A 25,001-nucleotide genomic window follows, 5' to 3' on the forward strand; every position below is an offset into this window, starting at 1 on the left:
TATCAACAATAAAAATGGAGATAGACATGTATCAATTTCCCCCTTTGCTAACTCAACTTCATCAGCTTGAGTTTGATTATGAAGATGGCAATGGAATTGATTTTGAACCATATGAAAACTTTTTATTAGAACAAGAAACAAATGACTGGTTAAAAGCATGGACAGGAAATCATGAAATTGATGTGACTCCTTTTTTAGTGTTTGGGCAAGATGGAACTGGAGGATATGCTGCTTTTTGGCTAGTGAATAAAGATAAGGAAATCCTTGAACAACCTATCATTTTTCTTGGATCAGAAGGCGAAATTGGTGTAGTTGCAAAAAATTTTGATGATTATTTATGGTTACTCGCGCACACACATGGGTCATTTGAAGCCACATCTTATCCAGAAAATGATAAAAAGATAAATCAAACATTTTTAGATTTTGCAAAAAAGTATTCAAAATCTGAACATAGAGTAATCATGGAAATCACTAAAGATGCAAAAAATACTTATCCTTATTTTGAAACATGGATTGAAAGTTTAATCCGTTACTAAATTGGTATACTTCACTCCATTTAATATATCGAGATTTTACAATGTCTACTCAATCATGGCTCACCCAAGGCAGCCTTGTGCTTGCAAGTAATAACAAGGGTAAAATTGCAGAATTTGATCACCTATTTCAACAGCTCAATCTACCCGTCGAGATCATTGCTCAAGGCAAACTTGATATTGAAGATGCGATTGAAGATGGTCTAAGCTTTGTAGAAAATGCAATTATCAAAGCTCGCCATGCATCTAAGCTATCAGGTAAACCTGCGATTGCAGATGACTCTGGTTTATGTGTTCCAATCTTAGAGGGTGCACCAGGCATCTACTCTGCACGCTATGCAGGTGAACATGGCAATGATGCAGCCAACAACCAAAAATTATTGGCTGATCTTGCACCTTTGCGTAAAGATGGCGAAACCATTGAAGGCATGTTTGTATGCGTATTGGCACTTGTCACACATGCAGAAGATCCTCTTCCACAAATCTTTCAAGGTATTTGGAAAGGTGAAATTTTAGAAGCAGCACGCGGCGAAAACGGATTTGGTTATGATCCTTTATTTTGGTTACCTGAGCTGAATCTTTCGAGTGCTGAGCTCAGTAAAGTTGATAAAAATAATATCAGTCATCGTGGTCAAGCCATGCAGCTCTTTAAAGCGAGCCTTGTATAAGTTGATTGATAAGCCCAAATGCAAATTTGGGCTTTTTCATATTCTCTCTCGATTTACGTCTATTCATTTGTCTTAAAATTGCAATATAAGTGTCACATCTTTGTCATGCCAAACTGTTGAGATATAACCAAAGTTTTATAGGAATAAAATTATGGCTGGTTTATCAATTTGGCATGTACTCATTTTTGCAATCGTGGTTATTTTATTATTTGGTACAGCCAAACTTAAAAACTTAGGTAAAGATGTTGGTGGTGCAGTAAAAGATTTTAAAAAATCAATGAAAGATGATGAAGCAACTGCATCTCTCAATGAACCTCGTACTATTGATGCTCAAGTAAAAAATACTGAAAGCTCAATAAAAAGCTAAGCGAGCAACCATATGTTAGATGTAGGAATGTCCGAACTATTGGTGTTCGGCATTATTGCCTTACTTGTGCTTGGACCTGATAAATTACCTGAAGCAGCTCGATTTGTCGGGAAATGGTATGGCAAAGTGAAGCGTCTTGTCAGTAATGTGCAAAACGATATTGATCGTGAATTACGTCTATCTGAATTACGCGAGCAAATGCAGCAAGAAATGCAACGTATTGCTGAACTAGAACAAAAAATGCAAGCTCAAATGTCTGAACTCGAACAACAAAAACGAGAAATGTTTGTTCAACCAAGTAAACAAGAACAAACAACAGATAACATTAGTTATCCGATTTATCACTATATGAAAGAGCATCCATCATTTGTGTATGTGGAAAAATATATTCTAAAGGCTCAGACAACTATTTTTTCTACATCAGATCATCAACCAGAATTTAAGGTGGCCGTATGAGTACATCCTCTCATTCTCAGTTACCTGCTCAATCGATTGAGGAATCAAAGCAAAAGATTGAACTTGAAGAAATGCCGATTACCAAGCATTTAATGATCTTGCGTCAGCATTTATTCAAAGTCGTTGGGATTTTGCTACTCTTATTCTTTTGTCTATTGCCGTTTGCAAATCGCACCTATCAGTTACTTTCTGAACCTTTGCGAGCTCAGCTTCCTGTTAGCTCATCAATGATCGCAACAGATGTGACTGCAACATTCATGGCACCTTTTAAGCTGAACTTTTTTGTTGCACTGATGTTAGCAATGCCTTTTATTATTTATCAAATTTGGGCATTTGCTAAACCTGCATTATATGAACGAGAAAAGACACTTGCACTTCCGTTATTACTAAGCAGTATTTTTCTATTTTATGCTGGAATTGCCTTTGCATATTTTGTTGCTTTACCTTCGATTTTACATTTTTTCATTAGTGTTTCACCTGAAACTGTAGCGCCAATGACAGATATCAATAGCTACCTAGCATTCTGCTTAAAGCTGTTTCTTGTCTTTGGTTTAACCTTCGAAATTCCAGTGATCACACTACTTTTGATTCTGATTGGAGTCGTGAGTACACAAAGTTTGATTGAGAAACGAAGATTTATCATTGTTGGATGTTTTTTCGTGGCAATGTTTATTACCCCACCTGATGCAATTTCTATGATCATGTTAGCCGTTCCGATGTGGTTATTGTTTGAGATTGGATTGTTTTTTGGCAAGATCATCGAAAAAAAAAAATAACTTAATAGTTTTGTTCTTATAAATACAAACAGGCTTCACGCCTGTTTTTTAAATTTATTACTTTAATTTTTAATTGATTTTTCACAAAGCTGTCACACAAGTGTCAATGCTTCGTCACATTTAAACATTAAGTTTGTGGGGGGAAAACTTTTAGAACAACTGTTATATTTATTAGGAAAAATTCCATGACCGAGCTATCGCCATATCATGAAGATCAAGAGTTGGATAACAACACATCGGATAATTCTCATTTCCGTGACATTTTAGAACAGCATATTAGCCGTCGTAGTCTCATCACTAAAACTGCGAGTGGTGCTGTAGCATTAACTTTAGCATCGACATTAACTGGCTGTAACGACGACGATAATAATTCGAGCAATAACGGTGGAACACCGCCAACACCTGTTGATCCAAATAAAAAACCAGAAAAACTAAACTTCTCTCCTGTTGCTAAAAATCAAAATGACATCGTAACAGTTCCTGAAGGTTATGAGGCTACTGTATTATATGCTTTAGGCGATTCAATCAATCCTACATACGGTGCATGGGATGATAACAACATTCCTTCTGGCCCAAGTTTCCAATTCCGTTCTGGCGACTGCCATGATGGTATGCACTATTTCGGCATGAATTCAACAACACAACGTTTTGATGAAAGTGTTTCAGATCGTGGCTTATTAGTCATGAACCACGAATATATCAACCCGACGTTCTTGCATCCTAAAGGTCCAACAAAAGTTGCTGGTCGTCGACCTGAAGATGAAGTTATTCGTGAAGTGAATGCTCACGGTGTTTCTGTTATCGAAATCAAAAAAGATAAAAATTCACAAAAGATAGAAGTTGTTAAGAACTCAGTTTTTAACCGCCGCATTACAGGCTCAACTATAATGGACTTTGCAGGTGCTGCTGCAGGTTCACCACTTCTCTCCACTGCTTACTCTCCAGCAGCTCGCCAAACTCGTGGTACACATAATAACTGCGGTAATGGTTATACACCTTGGGGAACATACCTAACGACTGAAGAAAACTTTATTGGTTATTTTAAGCGTTCAGGAACTGATAAATACCAACGTACTGCAACAGAAGAAATTGCACTTAAACGCTATGGTTTAGGTTTATCTATTGATTATCAATATGAAAAGAATCCAGATGGGACGCCTAAGAAGAATGAAAAAGGCGAAATTATTTATATTTTAGATGCTCAAAAAAATAAGATACCAAACTTAGATGAACAAGGGCGAATTAAATATCTAAATACAAATTCACGTTATGGTTGGGAAACTGCAGTTGGCAGTGTCGAATCTCAAGACTTATATGATCGTTGGTCAGCTGATGTAAAAGCTGATGCTGCTACAAAAGACTACCGCAATAGTCCTAATACATTTGGTTGGATGGTAGAAATTGATCCATTTGATGGCCGCCAAAATCCTGTAAAACGTACTTCATTAGGCCGTTTTGCTCATGAGGATAGTGCTTGCCGTGCAATAGCTGGACAACCATTAGCATTCTATATGGGTGATGACTCTCGTGGAGAATATATCTACAAATTCGTTTCAGAAGCAAAATGGGATATCAAAGATATCAACGGTGGTTATGCTGCTGGTGATAAATATATGAATGCGGGTAAACTTTATGTTGCCAAATTCAATAATGATGGTACTGGCCAGTGGATCGAATTAGCTTTTGGTAAAAATGGTTTGAACCAAAGCAATACAGTTTATCCATTTAGCTCTCAAGCCGATGTTGTAACTTTTGCTCGTCTTGCAGCCGATGCTGTAGGCGCAACAAAAATGGATCGTCCAGAATGGTGTACGGTTAATCCAGAAAATGGTGAAGTCTACGTTACATTAACCAACAACTCAAACCGTGGTTCAAGCTATCCAACAGATGCAGCAAACCCTCGCAGTTACGAAGACTTATATAACAATACAAAAACTCAAAAAGGCAATGTAAACGGTCATATTATTCGTTTCCGTGAAAATGCTGACTTAACTACTGCTGAGAGTTTCAAATGGGATATCTATCTATTTGGTGCTGAAGCTTCTATGGCTGCAAACATCAACCTTTCAGGTTTGACAGATAATAATGATCTTTCAAGTCCAGATGGTATGTGGTTTGACCCACGCGGTGTTCTTTGGATTCAGACAGATGACGGCGCATATACTGATGTAACGAACTGTATGATGCTCGCTGCACTTCCAGGTCAGATTGGTGATGGAGCAAAAGCAACGTCTTCAAATGGTACTGAAACCTTAGTTGGTAAGAAAGTAACAGATGAAACCTTGCGTCGTTTCCTAGTTGGACCTAAAGAATGCGAAATCACTGGTATTGCAATGACACCAGATTACAAAGCGATCTTTATCAATGTTCAGCATCCCGGTGAAGAATCTGCAGACTATGCATCTCCTTCAAGTAACTGGCCAGCAACCCAAACGAACCCAAGCAACAAAACTGCACGTCCACGTTCAGCGACTGTTGTGATCACTCGTAAAGATGGTGGTGTGATTGCAGGTTAAGCCCTGAGATCACCCCAAAAGAGCCTATCTGTAATTATAGGCTCTTTTTTATTTTAATAATGGAATAGTTAATTCAATCAAACTTCCTTGCTGGTCACCATGCTGGGTTTTCTCTAGCCAATGCCATTGTTTTGAATCAAGCCTTAAGAAATTAGAACACCGTGTTCCATAAATTGGACTTTGAATAAAAGTTGAAGAAAGCAATTCTTCCATTTCTTTACTAATCCCTGTATCAGGTAATAGATTTGGAATAATTTTTCTTTCGTCCTCTAAAATATCCCATACTGTATGGTGTAAATCTTGTTCAGGGATCTGAGATTGTTGCAACATCGGTAAAAATTCTTGGGTAAAGCGTTTACGTAAATGTTTGGTTTTTTCCCAGTCTTCAGACATCAAACCATTTGAAACGACATACACACCATTTGCCAAAACCTGCGGTGCTTCACCTCGATTGCTCATATACACCGCTTGCTCACGATCACCTACAAACAGGTTGAATCCCGCATAATCCTGTTGTTTGCATTCCAGTTGTTGAGCAAAACGTATAGGTGCTAAATCACTTTCTAAAAAATCTTGAATGAGTTTGCCACGCGAAGTTTCATATTCACTCTGATCTCGACCATTTCTAAAATTGGTTACGATTGCCCATCGTCCCGAAGCAGTCACCCCCATCCATGTTCCACCTGACTTTAAATCTTGTCCTGCTACAATCAAGCTATTCTCCCACGCATGTAAAACAGCACTAGGACGATAATAAAATTCATCACGATTTGAAATTAAACAAAGTGGCATCTCTTCAAGAACTTGCCATGCAAAAGCAACAATACACATTTATTTTGTTCTCACATCTTTACACATTGAATGTACAACATTTTTCACATCATTCCGCTACAATCTGCTCAAAACTTAATTTCAAATTCTAAATTGAGGAACAGCAATGCTGACCTATCCAAATATAGATCCAATTGCCTTGAGCTTAGGGCCAGTGAAAGTGCATTGGTACGGACTTATGTATCTCTTGGCATTTTTATGTGCTTGGGGCTTGGCCTCTTATCGCGCAAAACAGCGTGATGGTTGGACAGGAGATATGATTTCAGACCTCGTCTTTTACGGCGCACTTGGCGTGGTTTTAGGTGGGCGTGTTGGTTATGTCTTGTTTTATGAGTTTGGCAAGTTTTTGGAAAATCCACTATGGTTATTCCAAGTTTGGACAGGTGGAATGAGTTTCCACGGTGGTTTCCTCGGTGTGATTATTGCCATGCTATTTTGGTGTAAAAAATACCAAAAGACATGGTTTGAGACTTTAGACTTTATCGCGCCATGTGTACCTACAGGATTGATGTTTGGTCGTTTTGGTAATTTTATTGGCGGTGAACTTTATGGTCGTGAAGTTCAAGATCCAAACTATGCATTTGGTATGATTTTTCCAACCGATCCTTTAGGTCTAGTCCGTCACCCATCTCAAATTTATCAAGCGATTTGCGAAGGTCTGATTCTCTTCATTGTCTTATGGTGGTTCAGTTCTAAACCTCGCCCGCGTATGGCAGTATCTGCTCTGTTCTTGGTGGGTTATGGGATTGCACGTTTCTTTATGGAATTCTTCCGTCAGCCCGATGCAGATCAGGGTTTTATCTTATTCGGATGGATGACTAAAGGACAGATTCTGAGCTTCCCAATGATCATCATTGGCCTCTGGATGATTTGGTATGCCTACCGTAAAAATATCTATGATTGGCAACTCAAAAAATAATTAAAGGGAGCAAATGCTCCCTTTTTTAATACTGTTCTTTTAATTAGATAGCTTAGAAGATAGCGCTTTTACAACTTGACCTAAACGCTTGCCTTGAGCTTCACATAAGATTTTTTCATCTTGGCTCAAACTCTGATCATGACGTGGTCCACTCACATGACTCGCCCCATAAGGTGTACCGCCTGTTTTTGTATTTGACAATGCAGGTATTGAATTTGGTAAACCTAAAATCATCATCCCGTGATGAAACAAAGGTGGCAGCATGGTCAATAAGGTACTTTCCTGTCCGCCATGCATAGAACCTGAAGAAGTAAATACACAAGCAGGTTTATCATGTAAAGCACCGTTCAGCCATAAGCTTGTGGTTTGATCCCAAAAGTATTTCATCTCACTCGCCATGTTTCCAAATCGAGTTGGTGAACCAAGTGCTAAACCAGAACAGTGTGCCAAATCATCTAAGCTACAATAAATATCGCCATCACTAGGAATACTTGGTTCTACTTGCGTCACAACTGGCGCTAAATTTGGCACCGTTCTAATACGCGCCGTTATGCCAGCAGCTTCAACACCATCGGCTATTAAATGTGCCATTTGCTTAGTTGAACCATATTTACTGTAATAAAGTACAAGGACGTAAGGTTGCATCAGTTTCAAGTATTTTGTTAAAAAGAACACTATACGACATTTTTTATACTTTTCGCGGTAGTAATTCCTATGAATGCATAGGATTTTATTAAAAATAATTAGGATAGAACCCATGAGCATAAACCGTTATCTAAAAAACTTGCCTTTTTTAGAGAAAACATGGTTTCAATTTATTGTATTTGTGTTACGACGTTTTGAGGCTGACCGATGCAGAGATCAGGCTGGATCACTCACCTATACAACGTTATTTGCAGTTGTTCCAATGCTAACTGTTTTCTTGGTGATCATTTCATCAATCAAAGCCTTGGAACCAGCTCGACAACAACTCCAACAACTCATTTATAGTAATTTTTTACCAAAAAGTACCATTGCCTTTGATAAAGCACTCAATGCTTTTACAGACAAATCTAGCAATCTCACCATTATTGGTGTGTTGTTCTTATTTGTCACCACGGTGCTGATGCTGACCTCAATTGAAACGGTGTTTAACCGCATTTGGCGAGTAAAAGAAACCCGTACAGGCTTAGTCGGTTTTATGCGGTATTGGACGATTATTTCTTTAGGTCCGATTGTTTTAGGCAGTGCATTCGTCCTTTCTTCAACTGTAGCATCGATGAATATACTCAGTAATAACTTTGCTGGTTATCAATTAGATGGCTCTTTCATCTTATGGCTGATTTCCTTTCTACTCACTATAGTCGGTTTCTTTATTCTCTATTGGACAATTCCAAATCGTACTGTACCTATTTTCTCAGCTGCAATTGCTGCATGTTTTAGTGCCAGTATTTTTGAAATCTTAAAACGTTTGTTCGGCTGGATTATGAGTAACTTCACCAGCTATGAAATCGTTTATGGTGCTTTTGCCGCTGTTCCAATTTTTCTACTGTGGATTTATTTATCTTGGAATATCATTTTATTGGGGGTTGAGGTCAGTTATGCTCTCACCGCTTTTCATTCTGGCAAAGAAGAAAAGCGCCATCCAATTTTAATGCTACTTGACATGTTGGAACTGTTTTATAAGAAACAACAAATTGGTGAAAGCGTTACTGAGAAAGAATTACTTAACATTGTTGGGCGTGGTGAGTTAGGTCGATTACCTGCATTCATTTTACAGCTTGAAGCGCAGAATCTGATTAAACGAACGGATAAAGATGACTATGTGTTAGTCCGAAATTTAGCGCAAGTTGATTTTTGGAGTTTCTTTACTGCTTTACCATATCCACTGCCCCTTCGAGATGATGTAAATAATGTGCATCAAGATGATGAATGGATAGAAAGACTCGGTCCTTCATTAGTGGATAGTAATGACTATTTAGCTGCCAAGTTATCAATTCCACTTTCGACTATTTTTGAACAGAAATAAAATATCGATTGGTGATGTCATGGCTATGGCATCACCATTTATCTGAATAATTTAATTCCGCTTTGATCTTTGTTTATAATTTAACCCTATGACTTTTAATTATATTTATAACAATGAAGAATAAAATCAGCCTACTGATCATACTCATTCTTAGTTTAAATCTGTGTGCGTGTAGCTCTCCTACAGAAAGAGAATTTCACAAAACTACTGAGCTAGCTGAACAAGGACATGCCAACGCTCAAATTCGTCTTGCACAAATGTATTTTGATGGAATTAGTACTGAAATAGATCATGAACAAGCATTGATTTGGATTAAGAAGGCGGCAGATCAAGGTGATTCTCAAGCTTTTGAATGGTTAAAAGCACAAAGTGTGTCGGGAAATCAAAAAGCTTATGAACTGATTATACAAATCCTCAAGCAAGATAATCCATTAATCGCACGTTGGTTTTTCGAGAAAGCTCAAGCAGGAGATGCTTGGTCTCAATATACTGTCGGCTGGATGTATGATTTAGGCAAAGGACTTATTCAATCACCTCATGAAGCGGCAAAGTGGTATTTAGAAGCAGCAAAACAAAACTATAGCCTCGCACAACGCGTCATTGCCGATAAATACTCGATGGGTAGTGGCGTAAATCTAGATATGTCCAAATCACTTTACTGGTATGAAAAAGCAGCAGAACAAAATGATGTCGAAGCTCAATTTCGTCTAGGTATGTTCCATGCATTAAATTTTAGAAATGAACAGCACTTTAAAGCTGAAATTGCGCGTAAGTGGCTAAACAAAGCTGTGCAAAATGGTCATAAGGATGCAGCTACGATACTCAAACAATTTGAACAAGATTATGCTGAAGTTCAACAAGTAAAAGCTTTTGAATCATCAGCTCAAATGGAAAATGAACACTTAGGCAGCTACAACTAAATTATTTCTTTAACCAGCCTTGTAAACTTACCACCAAGATGCCCATTAAAACCAATGCTGTACCCATTATAAAATTGAGCTCAACTTTTTCATCGAGCAACCACATTCCAAAAGCCATTCCAAATAATGGTGTGAGAAATGAAAATACCCCTAATCTGGATGCTAAATAATTTCGTAGCAACCAAAACCACGCTAAAAAACTCGCAAATGAAACGACCAAAGTATGGAATGCCAAACTCCCTAAAACTAAAGGGGTGAAATTGATATTGGCTTGCCCCATAAAAATAGCCAGTCCAAACAACAATACAAAACTACCCGATAATTGATAAAAAAGTGTTTGTGTTACTGCCGCCTGCGCTAAAGACGATAATCGCACTGTGATTGTTGTTGCAGCCCAAGCAATCGCGGCAGCAAGTGCAAGTAAATCACCCCAAAGCATGTGCTGTTCAATCATCGATGACGCATTAGGTTTTGCTCGTATAAAAGTAACGACAATCCCAAAGAAAGCAATTGCGATACCTAACCATTGCAATACGCTTAAACGCTCTGAAGGCAATTTCCAATGAAGTCCTAATGCAACAAAAATTGGGGCTGTATAAAGCAATACCACAGCATGTGAAGCAGAGGTAAATTGTAATGCTTGAGCTAATAAAAAGAATTCTAGGGAAAATAAAAATGCGACCAAAGCACCTGCTTTCAAATTCTGTCGATTCAAAAGTTGGCTAGCTTTATCAAAGTATAATAACGGCAGCAATAAAAGTGCAGCTAAACCTGAACGTAATGCAATTTGCATCAAGGGAGAGATATCAGGAGCCGCCATTTTTAAAATGACTTGTTGTAAGCCCCAAATCATACAAAGTACGATCATTAGACTAGATGCTTTTGTATCTAGTGCCTTGCGCTCATCCATCATCAAAATCCCTAGCCCATCTTAGAGAACCAATATAGAGCTGTCAGATTTTCATGATATAGTGAAATTCAGACAATAAATGCGTGTTTTTAGGCAATTCTCACATTATGAAAAAATCAGCACAAAGGATTCAGGACTTTCAGCAAATTCCGATAAATAATGAAATTCCTGAGCTCATTTGGCTCAGTATTCGAGATGCACCTGCAGAAACATTTTATCCAGAGCATACTCATGCTTGGGGAGAATTTATCTATACCTTTGATGGTGTTTTAGAAGTTAATATCGATCAAATCCACTATTTAACCCCACCACCCTACGGAATCTGGTTACCGCCAAATTTAAAACACAGCGGTATAAATCGGAATGAGGTCACGCACTGTACGCTTTACATTCATGAAAGTCTTTGTGAAAACATGCCTCGCCAAGCAGGTATATTATTGTCTGCACCACTGGTAAGTTCATTACTTGAACACATCCGTAAAAATGCATTCGAACAAGCCGATCCTGAATATTTAAGACTTTTACAAGTTTTATTGGATTTGCTCGGTCATGCTGAATTAGTGGGCAGTTATTTGCCAACGACTCAACACCCAGCCTTAGCAAAAATACTCCATCATCTACATACTTTTCCAGCCGATAACAGCACACTGGATGAACTCGCTAAAATGATGAACATGACTGAACGCACTTTGGCACGCTACAGCCAAAAAGAATTAGGTATGTCACTACATGAATGGCGACAACGTTTAAAAGTTATGAAAGCCATGTCGATGCTGAACCAAGGGAAGACCATTGAAAGCATTGCATTAGATCTAGGTTATGCGAGTTCTTCAGCTTTTATTTACATGTTTAAACGTTGGATGAATTTAACTCCTGATCAATTCAGAAAGTTGTATCAAGGTCGTTAACAAGACGGTGTGAAATTTAGAATTTATGATTAAAAAGTGGGTGTGCTGAGGATGAAAAGAAAACGTTGATACCAGAATATCAACGTTTCAAATCATGATTTAAGCTTTTACAAAAGTATCCCAATCATATTCACCAGACTGGGTAATCAACTTCATCGTGAGCTGATCATTTGCACGTAATGCTCCAACGCCTGCTGGAGTTCCAGTCATGATCACATCACCTGCTTCCAAGCTAAAACACTGATTAATCTCAACCAGTAAAGTCCCTATATCACGAATCATATCTCGACTGAAACCATGTTGACGTTCTACACCATTGATATTCAAGATCAACTCTAACTCTTGTAAATCCCCGATTTCATCAATCTCGATCCAATCAGCTAATAGGCAAGCACCATCAAATGCTTTCGCGCGTTCCCAAGGCTCGCCTTTCGCTTTTAAGTCACCTTGCAAATCACGTAAAGTTAAATCAAGCCCAGCAGTCACTGCACCAACAGCCTCTAAAGCTTTAATTGGATCTTTCTCTTGCGATAACGGATGAGCAATTTGCAAACAAATTTCACACTCATAATGACACTCACCCAAGTCTAAATTCCAACTGATACCTTGATTTAAAGCAGCAAGACTACTTGGGGGTTTAATAAATAAAATTGCACGGTCAGGAATTGCATTTCCTAGTTCTTTGGCATGCTCAGCATAGTTTCTGCCAACACAAACAATTTTTGATGGACGTGTACTCATGAAAGCTCCTTGTTGCTTGAACCGAGATTAAATTTTATTTTTTGAAGGTATTTTCAAATTTTGTTTGATCGGCTGAACTGGTAAATGCACGCTTAGGCACAATGATGACAGTATGATTTTTCAGCTCCAACATGTAAGTCAGTTTACCAACGGCAAACGATTGTACTTCTGCATATTGTGTAATTTGTGTTTTTCCTGTCGCATATAGTTCAAAATAATCTTGGTATAGATCAATCCCCTGCTCACTTTTTCCAAATTGATAACGAGTGAACTGGCGCTTAAATAGCATCGGCAATAACCAATAACGCATTACAAGCTGCATGATGAGGAAGAACCCACCCAATGCAACGTAATAACGACCGATACCTGAGAATCCTAAATACAATCCCCATAAAATAATGGCAACACTGATGACAGGTGTTAGAAAACGGCTAAATGTCTTTTTTCCAAAAGTGACGAGAGCAAAACCATCTTGTGATTCTTCTAAATTTAGGTAATAGCGCACAGATACGGTTGGACGTTGTTCAGACATTTTTGATTTCTAACATTTGAAAAAACTGACTTATTAGAACACAAATCTTTCCAAGGAAAGTCAACTTTATAGCGTTTTAATACAAAACTTAAGTGCGTTTTTAATCGGTTTTTTTTCATTTCAACAAGTGTTTTCGTTTATTTTTCTAAACAGTTAAAAATTAAAAAACTGGATATATCTTACTCTTTTGTATTTTCATAAAAATATGAGCTTACACAATAAGACTATTTTTTATCCAAAGAAAATCTTATTAATAACCCATCATGATGAACTAAATATCGATAAAGTCAGTCGCTCTGACCTCGTCGACAATCAGAGTCAAAGGGATATAATGCTTCATTTTAATGGATTAATACTGGCAAGTATTTTACTCAGCATCACGCAGTGCTGTTTTGCTCAAATGATTTCATGGAATGACAATATTCCAAGCGCTTTGCAGCCATTTCAAAATAACCCACAAATACTTGCAAGTTATACGCAGAACAATATTTTCATTTATGGGCATCCTGCTGTTAAAACCTTAGTGCCAACCTTGAAAAATAACACTCAACCCAATGTGAGTTTCACATCAGCCGCACTGATCGTACCTGCAAACGTACAACAAGTTTCCAAAACACTGACTGATTTTAATCACTATGTTGGATTATTTCCTACACTTAAATCAGCAAAAAAACTGGAACAGTCTGAAAATATTGTACAAATGAAATATCGTGTCGCTATTCCAACACCAATTCCTGTACTTAATTTTAATGAAGATGTCACGCTACAGCATCAAATTAAAGCCAATAGTATTTCCAGTTTGGTCATCGACTCTCCGATTCCTTATGGTGTTGGTAAGTTAGAATGGTTTGCTTTAGATGAACACCGAACCTTAATTACGTTGACACAATGGGGCGATTTGAATCAGCCCAAAGGCTTTATCATTAAGAAAATTTTAAATGCGATTCCTGAAGTGAAATTGGGGATTCCAAGCAGTACCAATGCTTTTATAATGGAAGCATTGAGAAACCGTTTTGTGAAACCGAATACAATTGCACTCGATCCAGGTCGAATCCCAACACTACAATTAAGCGAAATTCAACTCGCTAAAATAGCCCAACTGTGCCAAAACACTCAGCAACCTGTGAGCTATATTCATGCGCCCACCAGCATACTTTATACACATGGTCGAGAAAACATGCGGTTTTCCACGACTTATCAATTTTACAAACATCCACCGCAGCAATTACAAAAATGGCTGACCCCACAAAGTTATCAAGAATTATTTCCTCGGCAAATTAAAAAAATCGTAATGACACCACTCAAAAATAAAACTCAAGACACTGATATTAAAGTGAATGTTGGTTTAGGTGTTATTAACATTCCTTTTGACTTTAAGTTACGATTTAATTATCCAGAAACAAACGAAAATAATTTTTATGCAAACGGCGGCGATTTACGTTTTATCAAAGGTCAGATGTTTCTCAGCCCGCAAAATCAAGGCACTTTGTTTAAAATAACTACAACGGCGAAAATAGATGAAAAAGCACCCTTTTTATTAAGAGCAATGCGGAGCTTACCTTATCACGATGTCTTACCTGCTATAGGTGGCAACACAGTATTTGTTCAAAAGATTAGAACAAAAATTTAAGACACAAAAAAACCGCATTTAAGCGGTTTTTTCCATTTTATCTTTCGATAAATCAAATTGGTGCGCTCAGAGAGATTCGAACTCCCGACCCCTTAGTTCGTAGCCAAGTGCTCTATCCAGCTGAGCTATGAGCGCTTATTTGATGGGGGCATTATACGCACTTTTATTGAATTGATAAGTTATTTTTAATAGATTAACAATCAAATGGTGATTGATTCACCACATTAAATCTCAGTCTATTTTTAAAACTCGTTAATAAATCAGATAAATATTTGATATAAAACATTTTTAACAAATATTTCTAGTGCCATGTATATTTATTTTCAAATGAATTACAAAACTTATAAACTTCTCTCAAGTATTTAGCTTTCGATTTAAAAATTTATTTTTTAATTTACTGAAATGTTAGATTATATCTTTAAAAAAAAACATTTAAGATTTTGCATAAATTTCTACTTTCCATCCAGTTTAAACTTCTCATTAATTTTTAAATTACTTTAATATTCAATAATTAAAATCATTCATTAACTTGTATTAAACAATATATACATGATGGGTTCGAATTGACAAAAAACCTATCACCTATAACATTAATAAGGATTAATGTGACATTGATCACAAAATAATCACATCACTTTAATAATTACTCAAAACAACACAACTCTTAAAAATATAGGTATCGTTATGCTTTTCAAAAGTCTTTTCTCGCCAATTAAAAGTATTACTTCAAATTTATTAGATAGTAATACATCAACATCAACAGTCGGTGGTTCAACTTTAGCTCCTCTTTCCCTGTCTTCTGTAACAAACATTATTTCACCTACTCCGGTTACAAATACAGTTACTAGCACTGTAAGTAGTGTCACAAGTGGTTCTCTAAGTCCAATCACAGGAATATTAGGGCTTGTAACAGGTAATAGCAGCCCACTATCTAGCGTAACCAGTATTGTTAGTGGCATTACTGGCGGAACAGCAAATCCTTTAGATACTGTAACGGGTATTGTCGGTAGTATTACTGGTGGCACAAGTAGCAATCCATTAGATATCGTCACTGGTATCGTAGGTGGCGTGACTGGTGGTACTGGCGGAAATCCGCTTGAAGCCGTCACTGGGATTGTCGGTGGTATCACAGGTGGTGCTGGCGGAAATCCTCTTGAGGTCATTACAGGCATCGTAGGTGGTATTACTGGCGGTGCTGGCGGCAATCCGCTTGAAGTCGTTACCGACATTATCGGTGGCGTGACTAGCGGTGCTGGCGGAAATCCACTTGAGGTCGTAACAGACATCATTGGTGGTATTACTGGTGGTGCTGGCGGAAATCCACTCGAGGTCGTTACTGACATTGTCGGCGGTATCACTGGTGGTGCTGGCGGAAATCCTCTTGAGGTCATTACAGGCATCGTAGGTGGTATTACTGGCGGTGATCTAGGAAATAATCCTGTAACTGGCGTCATTCAAACGGGCATCGATGTACTACAAGGTGTTGAAAGTCTAAAAACAGATATTATCAATACAGGCATTAATACTGTAGCAGGCACTGTTATTGGACTTATTCATCAATCTGAGCATCCAATTGGAGATTTAGCTAATCTCGGCACACTTACTTTCGAAACTTCTCGTGATACTGTAAACGGCACATTAGAAGTCATCTCTGATTTAGCAGGAGCTGATCTTAATGGCGCAATTGGCTCTGCAACTGGTGTTATTGGAACGCTTATTAATAATGGCACTACTGCATCTAACACCATCCAACACATTGTCGGTGATTTGACAGATATTGGTAGTGGCGGTCCTTTAAGTGCGATTACAGATCTTATTGGTGGCGTGACTGGTGGTACTGGCGGTAATCCACTTGAAGTCGTAACTGATATTATCGGTGGCGGTGCTGGTGGCAATCCGCTTGAAGTCGTAACTGATATTATCGGTGGCGGTGCTGGTGGCAATCCGCTTGATATCGTCACTGGCATTGTCGGTGGTATTACTGGTGGTGCTGGTGGAAACCCGCTTGAGGTCGTTACTGACATTGTCGGCGGTATTACTACTGGCGCTGGTGGTAATCCTCTTGAAGTCGTAACTGATATTATCGGTGGCGTAACTGGTGGTGCTGGCGGCAATCCTCTTGATATCGTCACTGGCATTGTCGGTGGTATTACTGGTGGTGATCTAGGAAATAATCCTGTTACTGGCGTCATTCAAACAGGTATTGATGTACTTCAAGGTGTTGAAAGTCTAAAAACAGATATTATCAACACAGGTATTAATACAGTTGGGGGTACTCTCAGTGGGATCTTACCTCAAGTTCACCCTATCGTTGACTTAACAAATCTCGGCACACTTACTTTCGAAACTTCTCGTGATACTGTAAATGGTACATTAGAAGTCATCTCTGATTTAGCAGGCGCTGATCTTAATGGTGCAATTGGCTCTGCAACAGGTGTCATTGAAACGCTTATCAATAATGGCACTACAGCATCTAATACCATCCAACACATTGTCGGTGATTTGACAGATATTGGTAGTGGTGGACCTTTAGGTGCGATTACAGATCTTATTGGTGGCGTGACTGGCGGTACTGGCGGAAATCCGCTTGATATTGTAACGGGCATCGTCGGTGGCATTACTGGTGGCGCTGGTGGTAATCCTCTTGAAGTCGTAACTGATATTATCGGTGGTATTACTGGTGGTGCTGGCGGCAATCCCCTTGAAGTCGTAACTGATATTATCAGTGGCGTAACTGGTGGTGCTGGCGGCAATCCGCTTGAAGTCGTAACTGATATTATCGGTGGCGTGACTGGCGGTACGGGTGGAAATCCATTAGATATCGTCACAGGTATTGTCGGTGGTATTACTGGTGGTGATCTAGGAAATAACCCTGTAACTGGCGTAATTCAAACAGGTATTGATGTTCTTCAAGGTGTTGAAAGTCTAAAAACAGATATTATCAACACAGGTATTAATACAGTTGGAGGTACACTCAGTGGGATCTTACCTCAAGTTCACCCTATCGTTGACTTAACAAATCTCGGTACACTTACTTTCGAAACTTCTCGTGATACTGTAAATGGTACATTAGAAGTCATCTCTGACTTAGCTGCTGCCGATCTGAGTGGCGTACTTGGATCTGCAACTGGCGTTATCGGTACACTCATCAATAATGGTTCTACAGCCGCGGATATTCTTCAACATATTGCAAATGATTTTACAACGGCAAACCCACTGGATACTGTCACAGGCTTGATTGATAGTATTACAGGTGGAGTTTCTGGCAGCCCGCTTGGCTCTATCGCTGATGTCATTAGCAATATTGGTAATGGGATTGATAGTGGTGATGTTATTTCAGGAATTGCTCAACCAATTCAAACTGTAATTGGCAGCGCTAATCTTGCAATTGATACAGTTCAAGACAACTTCTCTAGTCTAATCAATAATAGTACATTTGAGGGTATTGATGATCTTATTAACATCAATGCTGGAAACGGTGATTACAGTATCAGTGGTAGTGTAGATGGTATCTTAAACGCAATCACTGGCGCAGTATCAGTTACAAGTATTGCAGTAGGTGAAACTAACCCGACAGGTGGTTCTCTCACTGATCTAATTTCTCTACCATCACAATTGACGAGCTTAACTGACAATCTATTTGGTTCAATCAATAACTTCTAACAATCAAGTGAATATATAAAGCCGCTGATATCAGCGGCTTTATTGTTTAATTATTATCAAAAAAATCTGGGCACAAAAAAACCGCAACAAAGCGGTTTAATGTTTAAGTTGGTGCGCTCAGAGAGATTCGAACTCCCGACCCCTTAGTTCGTAGCCAAGTGCTCTATCCAGCTGAGCTATGAGCGCATTACTTATGTGCCTATTTCGGCATGTGTTACTTTTGCAATATTTACTTGGTGCGCTCAGAGAGATTCGAACTCCCGACCCCTTAGTTCGTAGCCAAGTGCTCTATCCAGCTGAGCTATGAGCGCATTAAGTAAAATGGCGGTGAGAGAGGGATTCGAACCCTCGGTACAGTTACCCGTACGCATCCTTAGCAGGGATGTGGTTTCAGCCACTCACCCATCTCACCGTAACACGAGCGCAATAATACAAACTAAAACCACATTACACAAGCAGTGTTCCTGTTTTTTTCTCTTTTTTTAGTTCAATCAAATATTTTTTAATCAATTTCTGCTTTTTTTCATCATTTTATCGTTCAACGCTTGTTAATATAGCGCTCTCTTCTTTACTAAGATCAGTTTAGTAAACAGAATCTTGCAATCTTTGACGTGCAGTCAGAGTTTGAATGACTTATGCTAAACCAATCTGCCAGATGTGAAATGAAACGATATGACTACAAATTGGGTTGATCCCGAAGCTAAAGCAGAAGCGCAACGTTACGATAATCCTATTCCTAGCCGAACACTTATTTTAACTACATTAGAACAATTACAAACTGCACAATCACATGCAGAACTCGTTGATCATTTTAATATTCCAGATCAAAAAAGTATTGATGCCTTAAACCATCGCTTAAGCGCAATGGTGCGTGATGGTCAATTGATGAAGGATGGTTTTAAATACCAACCTGCAACTGATCTGCCAAGTCATGAAGCAACGGTTTATATTAATAGTAAAGGTCTTGGTACTGCCAATATTGCAGGTCAGGATGATTTACTCCTGCCTGAACGTGAACTCCGTTTAGTTTTCAATGGCGATCGAGTTAAAGTCCGTCAAACTTCTGTTGATCGTAAAGGTAAAGCGTGGGGCTTTATAACTGAAGTGGTACAACGCCGCGTTAAACAAATTATTGGTAAAGTGGCTGAACATGAGGGTGAATACTTTATTCAACCAAGCAACCCCAATCAGCATCAACCCATCACCTTAGAAAAAGAATTAATCGAACACGCCAATGCCAAAGTAGGCGATATGCTCCGTGTTGCGATTGATGACTACCCGACCCGTGAAGAACTTGCAACAGGTCATATTGTTCAGTCTATGGCAGACAAAGCAGATACTGAAATCATTATTCCGCAAACCATTTTAGAATTTGGTTTGCCTTATGAGTTTCCAGAGGCTGTCATTAAAGAAGCTGAAAGCTTTAAAGAACCTTCGGAAAAAGATCTCAAAGGACGTGTGGATTTACGTGATCTTCCATTAGTCACCATTGATGGCGAAGATGCTCGTGACTTTGATGATGCAGTGTATGCAGAAAAACGCCCAGGCGGTGGCTACCGTGTCGTGGTTGCGATTGCAGATGTCAGCCATTATGTGCGTTTAGATTCTCCATTAAATGAAGAAGCGGAAGATCGCGGTACTTCAGTTTATTTCCCGCACTTTGTTTTGCCAATGCTGCCAGAGGCGTTGTCGAATGGCTTATGTTCTTTAAATCCACACGTTGACCGTTTATGTATGGTCTGTGATTTAAAACTTTCCCGTGCAGGTAAAGTGACAGGCTATGAATTCTATCCTGCGGTTATGCATTCAAAGGCGCGTTTAACCTATACCCAAGTGGGACAATATTTTGAGGGGACAACAGATGCAATCCCCGAAGATAAAACTATTCATAAATCATTGAATACGCTGTTCCAACTTTATCAAACACTGAAAGGCTTACGTGCTGAACGTCATGCAATGGAATTTGAAACCATTGAAACCTATATGACCTTTGATGAATTAGGTGGAATCAAAGAAATCTTGCCACGTTCGCGTAATGATGCGCATAAGCTGATTGAAGAATGCATGTTATTGGCAAACGTTGCAGCAGCTGAATATGCTCTAGAACATGATATTCCAATGCTTTATCGTGTGCATGAAGCACCAGAATTTTCACGAATTCAAAAAGTTCGTGATTTTGTAAAATTGCTCGGTCTACCATTCCCCGAACAACCAACTCAGGCTGATTATCAACGAGTGATTGAAGCGACCAAAGATCGTTTAGATGCGCCAAGTATTCATGCTGTGTTATTACGCTCTATGATGCAAGCTTACTATGGTGCGAAGAATTCTGGACATTACGGTTTAGCATATGAAGCCTATACGCACTTCACTTCGCCAATTCGTCGTTACCCAGACCTATTGCTACACCGTGCAATTAAAGCGTATTTAGATAAAAAAGTTTACCCACTTTCTGGGGCTGCTTTAGATGATGCGGGTGAACATTTTTCTCAAACTGAACGTCGTGCCGATGAAGCGTCACGTAGCGTAACGACTTGGTTGAAATGCCACTATATGCAACAGCATTTAGGTGATGAATTTGTCGGTATCATCAGTGCAGTAACAGAATTTGGTTTATTTGTTACCTTAAAAGACCTTTATGTAGATGGCATGATCCATGTGAGCCAATTGGGTGAAGACTATTTTGTCTATGATCAAGCAAGTCAGAGCTTAGTTGGACAAAATCGTGGACAGGCATTTAGCTTGGGCGATGAAGTGAAAATTCAGGTCGCTGGGGTCAACCTTGAAGAACGTAAAATCGATTTTAAACTCATTCAACAACTCACCCATCTCGGTCGTGCGATTCGTCAAAAAGCACCTCGTACTACAGCGCCTAACCACACTCAAACGACAGAAGAGGTATTTCGCAAAGCACCCGCTAAAGCGAAATTAAGTGAAGATGGTGAAAAGCCTGTGCGTAAGAAAAAGGACAAAAACAGTCCAAGTTCTTATACCAAGAAGCCTGCTAAAAAAGCTTCAGCAAAGCCTGAAAGTAAAGAAAAGGCAAAGAAAAAAGTGAAAAAGAAAAAGTCGAATGCGAAAGCAAAGAGTGAGTAACAGATAAAATATGGGGAGCTTCGGCTCTCCTATTTTTTGTTATATAATGCATAGTTAAATAATGTCAAAATACAAATAAAATCCTAATGCCTCATTATAAAATCACAAAATATTATTATCATTACTATGTGCTCGCTTGTTTATTCTTTTTAAGCATTAGTGCGGCTATTTATATATTTAAAGCTAACTTTTCACCTACATTAACAGTAAAGATTTTCGCCTTGGTAATTGCTGGCTTTTTCTATGTATTGCTCATACTTTACTTTCTCAATTTAAAAATGAATCAGGAATGGGTGATTCCACGACAATGGCGACGCGTGCAAACGCAACCTAAATTTTATGCCTTGGTTATTTTTCCTTTATTTATTATTCCTCTACTCTGGCTAAACTTAGCAGGTACAATTCCAATGTTATTGACCTATATGGTTGGACAGCCCAAAATCGTAGAAATATCAGCAACTGCCGTAAAAAAACGCTCCCGCAATACAGATTTTTATTCTTTCCAAACAGTTTATTCAGGAATCCCTATTTTTAGAATTACTTTGAATGAATATGAAGCGTATAAAAATCATCATCTCAAATTAAAGTTAAGTACTCGCCAAAGTCACTTCGGCACATATATTCTATCAATTGATGAAATTCAGATCACAACGCAAAACCTAACGAATAAATAATAATTCAACCTTGATTTATCAACCTTAAAGCCCTACATCTATAACTATGTTTAAAGATGAATATGGCAAAAATACAATGACACTACAGCAAGCGACTCTTCCCACTCCCCAGTTTGATCAAATCCAACTTACAGAATTAAAACAACAGATCGAACAAACGATTCAAAACGGTCAAAACTTCTTAAATCAACTCAGTGAAGTTCCTCAAAGTCCTGAAACCCAACTGGCAACTTTGGCGGAAATCGATCAACTTGAAAATAACATGAGTGAATCATGGGGTATTTTGTCGCATCTGAACGCAGTGATGAACAATGCCGAAACCCGTGAAGTTTACCAAGCATTACTGCCAAGTCTAAGCGAATACTACACTCAGCTTGGACAGCACACGGCGTTGTATCAAACTTACCAACATATTCATGATAGTTCTGTATTTCAAACGCTGAACGAAGCACAACAAAGTGCGATTAAACTCGCGCTACGTGATTTCAAATTGTCTGGCGTTGCACTCGAAGGCGAAGCCAAAAAACGTTATGCGGAAATCTCAGCACGTTTATCTCAACTATCTTCAGATTTCTCTAACCATGTACTCGATGCCACTCAAGCCTACTTCAAACCATTAACCGAAGAACAGCTCAAAGGCTTACCGCAAAGCAGTGTTGAATTATTAAAACAATACGGTCAACAACGTGAACTTGAACAAGCCGTAACCACGCTCGACTTCCCTGCATATTTTGCGATTATGACCTATGCTGATGATCGTGAATTAAGAGAAGAACTCTATAAGGCTTATGTCACTCGTGCCTCAGAACAGTCAGATAAAACTGAGTTCGATAATACACCTGTTATGGAAGAAATTCTGAGCCTACGCCAAGAAATGGCGCAACTGCTTGGCTTCAATAATTTTGCTGAATATTCACTTGCTAGCAAGATGGCACCTGATGTCGAAACTGTAGATAAATTCTTGGTTGATTTAGCAGAACATGCACGGACTCCAGCACTTGCTGAAATTGCAGAACTGAAAGCAATTGCACAACAAGATGGTATTAATGAACTCAAACCTTGGGATGCAACCTATTACTCTGAGAAGTTGAAACAGCAACAATTCAACTTGTCCCAAGAAGCACTTAAACCATATTTCCCCGCACCAAAGGTTGTCGATGGTTTATTCAAGATCGTACAACGCCTTTACGATATTCAAATCATCGAACGTCAAGCGCCTGTTTGGCAAAATGATGTCCATTATTTTGAAATTGAAGATCAAGGTCAAGTGGTTGGCGGCTTCTACTTCGACTTATATGCCCGCAATGGTAAACGTGGGGGTGCATGGATGAGTGGTTTCCGCTCTCGTGTGCAAACTGCAAATGGTCTTCAAAAACCAATTTGCTATATGATATGTAACTTTACCCCACCGATTGGCGATCAGCCTGCCCTACTTACCCATGATGAAGTGATTACACTATTCCATGAGTTTGGTCATGGCTTACATCATATGCTCACTGAAGTGGATAATATCTCGGTTGCAGGTACGCACGGTGTGGCTTGGGATGCTGTTGAATTACCAAGTCAGTTCATGGAGTTTTGGGCTTGGGATAATGAAAGTCTAGATGTACTCAGCGAGCACACTGAAACCAAACAAACCTTACCGCAAGAGTTGTTATCAGCGTTATTAAACGCGCGTTTCTTCCAGTCAGGTATGCAAACCTTGCGTCAGATTGAATTTGCTCTGTTTGACTTAACCATTCACCGCCAAGCGCCAGCCTTAAACAGTCAGCAAATCCAAGCCACACTGGATGATATTCGCGATAAATTTGCCGTGGTTCCTGCGGTATCTTATAACCGTTTTCAACACAGCTTCAGCCACATTTTTGCAGGTGGTTATGCTGCTGGTTATTACTCATATAAATGGGCAGAAGTTTTAGCCAGTGATGCCTTCGATCGTTTCGAAAACGAAGGTATTTTTAACACCGAGACTGGAAAAGAATTTAGAAAGTTTATTCTAGCAGTTGGCGGAAAAGATACAGCGCTTGATGCGTTTCGCAATTTCCGAAAAAGAGAACCAAAAATAGATGCATTATTACGACATCAAGGTTGGACGAACACAGATAAAACCGCTTAAACTACGTCAATATTGTTCACAGGGTGTAATTAACTGACATGAAAAGACAGTTCATCGCGGGTGCCAAATGCCCAAAATGTGGCGCTTTAGATCGTGTTGTTAAGATCATCACTGTGGATGACGAGTGGATTGAATGTATCGAATGTGCTTATAGCGAGAAGCGCCCAACCCATGTGGAAGAGTCGCAATCTGCTGAGCCAGATGAAATTGGGGTCATACAATTCAAACCTCGTCATTTTGACTAGAAAGGTTAAAAGATGATGTCATCATATCAAAATGAAAACTCAAAATTATTATGGATGATTATTGGCGGGATCAGTGTGGTAGTCGTGCTGATCTTTGCGATACAGTGGTTTTTTTCTGAAAAGCATCAAGAGACATCTATAACCTCAATACAACCAGCAATTGAAAAAACGGTAACACCGTCTGTTACAGCAACTACGGAATCTGCTGAAGTAGCGAATGAAACACCTGCGCCTATTCAGCTGGTCGAAGAGTCTATTGTTAAAGACCCTATTCCTGCAAATGACACTTTAGCCAAAGAAGAAATTACAAAACTGGATGATATTCATCAGCAACTTAAAGATCAGCAACAAGATCTAAAGCAGCAACATACCGATGTTGATACCTTACTCAAGCTCAAAGAAGATCAAGTTAAATTGCTAGAAGCACAACTTGCTGCTCAGAATAAACCTTAGTTGGTAGCGTTAATTTGAATTAAAGCTACACTTTGGAAT

22 protein-coding genes and 4 tRNA genes are annotated in these 25,001 nt (G+C 38.9%); 17 read left to right on the forward strand and 9 right to left on the reverse strand.

Annotation, left to right across the window (positions count from 1 at the left end; genetic code table 11):
• Positions 1-26 precede the first annotated feature (26 nt).
• The 6 genes from F933_RS06535 (at position 27) to F933_RS06560 (ending at position 5,316) form a co-directional block, all read left to right on the forward strand.
• The gene (locus tag F933_RS06535; RefSeq protein ID WP_005059642.1) at positions 27-536 is read left to right on the forward strand and encodes a hypothetical protein; all 510 of its coding nucleotides are present in this window, start codon (positions 27-29) and stop codon (positions 534-536) included.
• Positions 537-577: 41 nt separating this feature from the next.
• Positions 578-1,201, forward strand: a complete 624-nt coding sequence (gene rdgB / locus F933_RS06540) for an RdgB/HAM1 family non-canonical purine NTP pyrophosphatase (RefSeq protein WP_005059643.1) — start codon at positions 578-580, stop codon at positions 1,199-1,201.
• A gap of 151 nt (positions 1,202-1,352) precedes the next feature.
• Positions 1,353-1,568, forward strand: a complete 216-nt coding sequence (gene tatA / locus F933_RS06545; protein WP_005059644.1) for a Sec-independent protein translocase subunit TatA — start codon at positions 1,353-1,355, stop codon at positions 1,566-1,568.
• Positions 1,569-1,580: 12 nt separating this feature from the next.
• Positions 1,581-2,024 (forward strand): Sec-independent protein translocase protein TatB, encoded by a 444-nt coding sequence (gene tatB, locus F933_RS06550; RefSeq protein ID WP_005059645.1) that lies wholly within the window; start codon positions 1,581-1,583, stop codon positions 2,022-2,024.
• 71 nt (positions 2,025-2,095) lie between these two features.
• Positions 2,096-2,800 carry a twin-arginine translocase subunit TatC gene (tatC, locus tag F933_RS06555; RefSeq protein WP_420805086.1) on the forward strand — a complete coding sequence of 235 codons (705 nt, stop codon included), beginning with the start codon at positions 2,096-2,098 and terminating at the stop codon, positions 2,798-2,800.
• A gap of 185 nt (positions 2,801-2,985) precedes the next feature.
• Positions 2,986-5,316, forward strand: coding sequence for a PhoX family protein (locus F933_RS06560; RefSeq protein WP_005059647.1), 2,331 nt, complete (start codon positions 2,986-2,988; stop codon positions 5,314-5,316).
• A 48-nt stretch (positions 5,317-5,364) separates the two neighbouring features.
• Here the strand turns inward: F933_RS06560 and F933_RS06565 are convergent, their stop codons facing one another.
• Positions 5,365-6,147 (reverse strand): NRDE family protein, encoded by a 783-nt coding sequence (locus tag F933_RS06565; protein ID WP_005059652.1) that lies wholly within the window; start codon positions 6,145-6,147, stop codon positions 5,365-5,367.
• A 106-nt stretch (positions 6,148-6,253) separates the two neighbouring features.
• Between F933_RS06565 and lgt the strand changes: the two genes are divergently transcribed.
• A complete protein-coding gene (lgt, locus tag F933_RS06570) occupies positions 6,254-7,066 on the forward strand; it encodes a prolipoprotein diacylglyceryl transferase (protein WP_005051969.1) in 813 nt (270 codons plus the stop codon).
• Between the two features lie 39 nt (positions 7,067-7,105).
• Here the strand turns inward: lgt and wrbA are convergent, their stop codons facing one another.
• Entirely contained in the window at positions 7,106-7,711 is a 606-nt protein-coding gene (gene wrbA, locus F933_RS06575) for an NAD(P)H:quinone oxidoreductase (protein ID WP_005051971.1), read from the reverse strand.
• A gap of 112 nt (positions 7,712-7,823) precedes the next feature.
• On the opposite strand from wrbA, the gene F933_RS06580 reads away from it, so the two are divergent.
• Both F933_RS06580 and F933_RS06585 read left to right on the forward strand, forming a co-directional pair.
• Positions 7,824-9,074: a YihY family inner membrane protein gene (locus F933_RS06580; protein ID WP_005051972.1), complete on the forward strand. Its 1,251-nt coding sequence runs from the start codon at positions 7,824-7,826 to the stop codon at positions 9,072-9,074.
• 113 nt (positions 9,075-9,187) lie between these two features.
• Complete coding sequence (locus F933_RS06585; protein ID WP_005059655.1) at positions 9,188-9,994, forward strand: tetratricopeptide repeat protein; 807 nt, start codon at positions 9,188-9,190, stop codon at positions 9,992-9,994.
• A 1-nt stretch (position 9,995) separates the two neighbouring features.
• Here the strand turns inward: F933_RS06585 and F933_RS06590 are convergent, their stop codons facing one another.
• Positions 9,996-10,904, reverse strand: coding sequence for a DMT family transporter (locus F933_RS06590; RefSeq protein WP_034710563.1), 909 nt, complete (start codon positions 10,902-10,904; stop codon positions 9,996-9,998).
• Between the two features lie 107 nt (positions 10,905-11,011).
• Between F933_RS06590 and F933_RS06595 the strand changes: the two genes are divergently transcribed.
• Positions 11,012-11,812, forward strand: a complete 801-nt coding sequence (locus F933_RS06595) for a helix-turn-helix domain-containing protein (protein WP_005059675.1) — start codon at positions 11,012-11,014, stop codon at positions 11,810-11,812.
• A gap of 99 nt (positions 11,813-11,911) precedes the next feature.
• Here F933_RS06595 and F933_RS06600 read toward each other — a convergent pair whose 3' ends face one another.
• Positions 11,912-12,553, reverse strand: coding sequence for a fumarylacetoacetate hydrolase family protein (locus F933_RS06600; protein WP_005059677.1), 642 nt, complete (start codon positions 12,551-12,553; stop codon positions 11,912-11,914).
• Positions 12,554-12,587: 34 nt separating this feature from the next.
• Positions 12,588-13,085, reverse strand: a complete 498-nt coding sequence (locus tag F933_RS06605) for a YcxB family protein (protein ID WP_005059679.1) — start codon at positions 13,083-13,085, stop codon at positions 12,588-12,590.
• A gap of 331 nt (positions 13,086-13,416) precedes the next feature.
• Between F933_RS06605 and F933_RS06610 the strand changes: the two genes are divergently transcribed.
• Entirely contained in the window at positions 13,417-14,715 is a 1,299-nt protein-coding gene (locus tag F933_RS06610) for a hypothetical protein (RefSeq protein WP_034710565.1), read from the forward strand.
• Between the two features lie 58 nt (positions 14,716-14,773).
• Here the strand turns inward: F933_RS06610 and F933_RS06615 are convergent.
• Positions 14,774-14,850 (reverse strand) — tRNA-Arg (locus F933_RS06615).
• 549 nt (positions 14,851-15,399) lie between these two features.
• On the opposite strand from F933_RS06615, the gene F933_RS06620 reads away from it, so the two are divergent.
• Complete coding sequence (locus F933_RS06620; RefSeq protein ID WP_005059682.1) at positions 15,400-18,378, forward strand: beta strand repeat-containing protein; 2,979 nt, start codon at positions 15,400-15,402, stop codon at positions 18,376-18,378.
• 109 nt (positions 18,379-18,487) lie between these two features.
• On the opposite strand, the gene F933_RS06625 is transcribed toward F933_RS06620, so the two are convergent.
• The 3 genes from F933_RS06625 to F933_RS06635 form a co-directional block, all read right to left on the reverse strand.
• Positions 18,488-18,564 (reverse strand) — tRNA-Arg (locus F933_RS06625).
• Between the two features lie 48 nt (positions 18,565-18,612).
• A tRNA-Arg gene (locus F933_RS06630) sits at positions 18,613-18,689 on the reverse strand.
• Between the two features lie 11 nt (positions 18,690-18,700).
• Positions 18,701-18,790 (reverse strand) — tRNA-Ser (locus tag F933_RS06635).
• Between the two features lie 260 nt (positions 18,791-19,050).
• On the opposite strand from F933_RS06635, the gene rnr reads away from it, so the two are divergent.
• From rnr to F933_RS06660, 5 genes are all read left to right on the forward strand, one after another.
• Positions 19,051-21,474 carry a ribonuclease R gene (rnr, locus tag F933_RS06640; protein ID WP_005059684.1) on the forward strand — a complete coding sequence of 808 codons (2,424 nt, stop codon included), beginning with the start codon at positions 19,051-19,053 and terminating at the stop codon, positions 21,472-21,474.
• Between the two features lie 86 nt (positions 21,475-21,560).
• Positions 21,561-22,148 carry a hypothetical protein gene (locus F933_RS06645; RefSeq protein ID WP_005051990.1) on the forward strand — a complete coding sequence of 196 codons (588 nt, stop codon included), beginning with the start codon at positions 21,561-21,563 and terminating at the stop codon, positions 22,146-22,148.
• Between the two features lie 76 nt (positions 22,149-22,224).
• Positions 22,225-24,264 carry a M3 family metallopeptidase gene (locus F933_RS06650; protein WP_034710918.1) on the forward strand — a complete coding sequence of 680 codons (2,040 nt, stop codon included), beginning with the start codon at positions 22,225-22,227 and terminating at the stop codon, positions 24,262-24,264.
• 38 nt (positions 24,265-24,302) lie between these two features.
• Positions 24,303-24,509 carry a YheV family putative metal-binding protein gene (locus F933_RS06655; protein ID WP_005051993.1) on the forward strand — a complete coding sequence of 69 codons (207 nt, stop codon included), beginning with the start codon at positions 24,303-24,305 and terminating at the stop codon, positions 24,507-24,509.
• 12 nt (positions 24,510-24,521) lie between these two features.
• The gene (locus F933_RS06660; protein ID WP_167539074.1) at positions 24,522-24,962 is read left to right on the forward strand and encodes a hypothetical protein; all 441 of its coding nucleotides are present in this window, start codon (positions 24,522-24,524) and stop codon (positions 24,960-24,962) included.
• Positions 24,963-25,001: the final 39 nt, after the last annotated feature.

The organism is Acinetobacter beijerinckii CIP 110307, from assembly GCF_000369005.1.
GTDB lineage: Bacteria > Pseudomonadota > Gammaproteobacteria > Pseudomonadales > Moraxellaceae > Acinetobacter > Acinetobacter beijerinckii.